This window comes from Candidatus Binatia bacterium (genome assembly GCA_036382395.1).
Taxonomy (GTDB): domain Bacteria; phylum Desulfobacterota; class Binatia; order HRBIN30; family HRBIN30; genus JAGDMS01.
Genome location: DASVHW010000428.1, coordinates 1 through 4,309, shown reverse-complemented (window position 1 = coordinate 4,309; position 4,309 = coordinate 1). Strand labels below are relative to the sequence as shown.

General features: G+C 66.0%; 3 protein-coding genes. 1 reads left to right on the top strand and 2 read right to left on the bottom strand.

Annotated features, from left to right (window positions below):
* Positions 1-195 precede the first annotated feature (195 nt).
* Both VF515_21230 and VF515_21225 read right to left on the bottom strand, forming a co-directional pair.
* Positions 196-1,179, bottom strand: coding sequence for an acyl-CoA dehydrogenase family protein (locus tag VF515_21230; GenBank protein HEX7410152.1), 984 nt, complete (start codon positions 1,177-1,179; stop codon positions 196-198).
* A 22-nt stretch (positions 1,180-1,201) separates the two neighbouring features.
* The gene (locus VF515_21225) at positions 1,202-2,389 is read right to left on the bottom strand and encodes an acyl-CoA dehydrogenase family protein (GenBank protein ID HEX7410151.1); all 1,188 of its coding nucleotides are present in this window, start codon (positions 2,387-2,389) and stop codon (positions 1,202-1,204) included.
* Positions 2,390-2,519: 130 nt separating this feature from the next.
* Here VF515_21225 and VF515_21220 point away from each other — a divergent pair, with 130 nt between their 5' ends.
* Positions 2,520-4,304, top strand: coding sequence for a CoA-transferase (locus tag VF515_21220; protein HEX7410150.1), 1,785 nt, complete (start codon positions 2,520-2,522; stop codon positions 4,302-4,304).
* Positions 4,305-4,309: the final 5 nt, after the last annotated feature.

The window sequence follows — 4,309 nt, the reverse complement described above, 5'->3', positions numbered from 1 at the left end:
CCTTCCGGAATTTCTCGCCGCTGGCCCTGCGGACTCCACCCTGCCGATATTCCTGCGTCGCTGGCTCCTCAAAGCTCACGACCAAGCGCACCAACGCCTCGCGGCGTAGACGCTCGTTCGAGAAAGTGCCACTGTCCAGATCATAAGGACGTCCTCGACGATTTCCCGATCGACCGCCGTGGCGTACGAGCCCGGCTAGACGCCGGCGGCGACCTGCTCCGCCAGGCGCAGCGAGTGCTCGTCGGTGGTGCCGAACCAGGATTCGAGCACCCAGGTTCGCTTGAAATAGTAATGGGCGGGAATCTCCCACGTGTATCCCATGCCGCCATGGATCTGGATGCACGCCCGGACGTTCTTCATGGCCGCCTCGCCGGCCACGAGCTTGGCCGACGAGACGGCGCGCTCCACGTCGCCGACCTCCGGCCGGTCGAGCGTCGCCGCGGCGGCGTAGACGGCCGCGCGCGCCAGCTCTTGGCGAGCGAACATGTCCGCCATCATGTGCTTGAGCACTTGAAACGAGCCGATCGCGCGGCCAAACTGCTCGCGGATCTTCGCGTAACTGATGGCCAGCTCCAGCGTGGCTTCGGCAATTCCCAGCAGCTGTCCGGCGACCAATGTCGTGCCTTCGAGCCGCAGGCGCCGCGCCACGTCGGCACCCGCAATGGGCTCGCCGCGGGGCAGCCCTTCCGCATGGTGCAGCGGCGTGAGGGGATCGAGCGGCGTCGACACGGGCTGAACCGCCAGACGTTTGGGATCGAGCCGCTCGACGCCGTCCCGCTTCAAGAGCAGCAAGGCGTCGAGCGCGTCCCAGTGCTCCACCAGGTATGGCGCCGGCGAGGCGCCCGTCAGATCGAGTCCTCCGACGACCACCGCGCCGCTGGCGGTACCTTCCACGAGATCCGCTGCGAGGTGACTCCAGACCAGCGGGCCTGGCGCCACGCAACGGCCGAGTTCCTCGAAGACCACCACGGCCTCGGCCATGCCCAGCCCCGAACCGCCCCGCGCCTCCGTCTGGCGGAGGCCGAAGACACCGAGTTCCGCCAGCTCTTTCCACAGCGATCGGTCGAAGCCTTCCTTGGTCGCCAGCTCGTGCAGCAGGCTGACGGTCACCCGCGTCCGACAGAACGATTGCACGGCATTCCGCAGCTCTTGCTGCGCTTCGGTCACTCGGAAATCCATGTGCTGCCTCGTATCGAGCCCTTCAGCGCTCCTTGGGCAAGCCGAGAATCCGCTCGGCGATGATGTTGCGCTGGATTTGTGAGGTGCCGGCAGCGATCGTGAGGCTCAACGATTTGAGCGCCACCGCGAGGAATCGCTTGCTGGGCAGCGATGCGACGTCGTCGCGGCTCAAACCGGCACGCCCGAGCACGCGCATCGCCAGATCGCCGAGGCGCTGATCCAACTCGCTGTACAGCAGCTTGACGGCCACGCCGCCAATTCCTGGAACGGCGGTCTTGCTGATCTCCGACACGCCCATCTTGACCATGGCCCAGAGCGCGTCGAGTTCCGCTTGGGCATGCCCGATCTCTTTGCGTAAGGCGGTGTCGTCCCAGGCGCGGGCGTCGTAGCGCGTCACCTGCCGCGCGGCACGGGCGATGTCGGCCAGAAACTCCCGCTGCGAGTAAATCGCGGCGGCAAAGGCGGTGCCCCGTTCGAAGCGCAAGGTGACGTTGGTGACCCGCCAGCCGTCATTCTCCGCGCCGACCCGATTCTCGACGGGGACGCGGACATCCTCCAAGAACAGCTCGCTGAACTCTCCCTCACCGACCAGGGTGCGGAGCGGCCGGATCTCGATGCCGGGAAGGTTCATCGGAAGGATCAGCCAGCTGATGCCCTTGTGCTTGGGGACCTCGGTGTCGGTGCGCACCAGCAGCTCGCTGTAGTCGGCCACTTGCGCATAGGTGGTCCAGATCTTGTGCCCGTTGACGATATAGTGATCGCCGTCGCGCACGGCGCGCGTCTGCAGGCTCGCCAGATCGGAGCCCGCCCCAGGCTCCGAAAAACCCTGGCACCACACCTCCTCGCCCTTCAGGATGCGCGGGATGTGGTGAGCCTTCTGCTCCGGTGTCCCCTCGGCGATGAGCGTGGGTCCGCCGTGTTTGATGCCGACGAAGTTGATTCCAACGTACGGAGCCCGGGCACGTCCGATTTCCTCGTAATAGACAAGCTGCTCGGTCGGCGACGCATCGCGGCCGCCGTACTCCTTGGGCCAGTCGACGCACGCGTAGCCGGCCTCATACAGCTTGCGCTGCCAGCCCGTGTCGTACGCCCGGCGGGCCGGCCAGTCATGCGGTGGCGGCGGAGCACCGTAGGCAGGGACAGCGTCCTTCAGCCAGCTGCGGAATTCCTTCCGGAACTTCTCGTCGGCTTCCGAATAGCGCAAGTCCACTGCGACACCCCTTCTGACTCACAGACGCGCGCGGATTGTGGTCAAATATGACGACAAGTGCAAGCAGGCTGCGCGACGCCACCGCGCGTATTGGTGACCAGCGGGCGCGCGTGTGGTATGCGCTGGCACCATGAGTCTGTGGCGCGACATCGTCGAGCACCAGATCGCGCCGGTGCACGACAGCCGGCAGGACAAGCGCCTGAATCTCGCGGAGGCCATCCGGCGGTTCGTGCGCCCCGGCATGAAGATCAACCCGTGCAGTTTGCAGTCACGTCCCGTGGCGGCGCTTTACGAACTCTGTCGGCAGTTCGCTGGTAAGCACCCCCAGTTCGAGTTCATCTCGTCGTCCCTGAGCGGCAACTACTTGCAGCTCGTGCACCTCGGGCTCCTGAAGCGGGCCGTGGTGTCGTTTGCCGGCGAAGGCTATCCCACGCCTGGCCCCAGCCCGATCATCGCGCGCGCGCTGGCCCGCAAGGAGCTGGAGATCGAGAACTGGACGATGTTGACGATCTCCCAGCGTCTGCTGGCCGGAGCGATGGGCGTGCCGTTCCTGACCACGCGATCCATCGTTGGGAGTTCCATGGCCGCAGAGCTCGGCAAGAGCGGCGACTTCGCTGAGATTCCCGACCCATTTGATCCGGACCAGCGGCAAGGGGTGATCCGCGCCTACCATCCGGACATCAGCTTCGTCCATGCCTGGGCCGCGGACCCAGCTGGCAACGCCGTCTGTTTTCCCCCGTATCAGGAGAACGTGTACGGCGCGTTGGCGGCGCGGGAAGGCGTGATCGTCACCGCGCACCAGATCGTTCCCACCAGCGTCGTCCGCCGCTATGCGCATCTCGTCCGTATTCCCGCAGAGCGTGTACTGGCTGTCAGCGAAGTGCCCTTCGGCTCCCATCCGTACGGGAACTATTGCCGAGACATGCCGGAGTTCACTGCGTACGCGAACGACTACGATTTCATGGGCGAGCATCGCCGCGTGCAAGACGACGAGGCCACGTACGCCGAGTGGGTGCGCGAGTGGATCCTCGATGTGCAGGACCAGGAGCACTATCTGCGCAAGCTCGGTGATCAGCGGCTGCGGAAACTGTTCGATCTGGCCAAGCCGCAGGCGTGGCGGGACGAGCTGGAACGTCACGCCGCCACGTTCGATGCGCCGCGTCCTGCTGGTCCGATCGAGGAGATGATCGTCGAGGGCGCGCGGGTGATCGCCGAGCGGATCACGGCGAAGCACTACCGGACCGTGCTTTCTGGCGTCGGCCAGGCGGCGCTGATGGCGTGGCTGGCCGCGCATCGCCTCCGGCAAGCGGGAGTCGAGTTCGGCATGGTCGCCGAGGTGGGCATGTACGGCCACGATCCGCGTCCGGGCGACCCCTTCCTGCTCAACTACTGGAACCTGCCGACGACGACGATGCTGACGGATGTCTTCGAAGCGCTGGGCCTGCACGGCTGTGGGGGTACGAACCAGTGTCTCGCGGTGGTCGGCGCGGCGCAGATCGACCAGTACGGCAACATCAACTCGACGTTTGCCGAGAACGGCCAGTTCATCGTCGGATCGGGCGGGGCCAACGACATCGTGACCGCCGCGCAGGAGACCGTTGTCGTGGCCGCACAGCGGCGGCAGACCTTCGTCAAGTCCGTCAGCTATGTCACCAGCCCCGGAACCCGTGTCGGCTGCGTGGTCTCGACCATGGGCCGCTTCGAAAAACGCGGCGGCGAGACGCTGCTGCTCACCGGGTACTTCCGCCACGCGCGTGCGAACCGCGAGGAATGCGTGCGGGAGATCCAGCAGCGCTGCGGATGGAACCTGCGCGTGGCGGATGACCTCGCCGAGCTTGCCCCGCCCACACCGGAGGAACTCGCCATGTTGCGCGTCTTCGACCCCGAGCGGTTTTTCCTCGGTAAGCCCGCGTAGCGAGC

Bases quoted from the DNA above. Each gene is read 5' to 3' on its own strand.
- VF515_21230 (HEX7410152.1), bottom strand. From the start codon at position 1,179: ATGGATTTCCGAGTGACCGAAGCGCAGCAAGAGCTGCGGAATGCCGTG.
- VF515_21220 (HEX7410150.1), top strand. From the start codon at position 2,520: ATGAGTCTGTGGCGCGACATCGTCGAGCACCAGATCGCGCCGGTGCAC.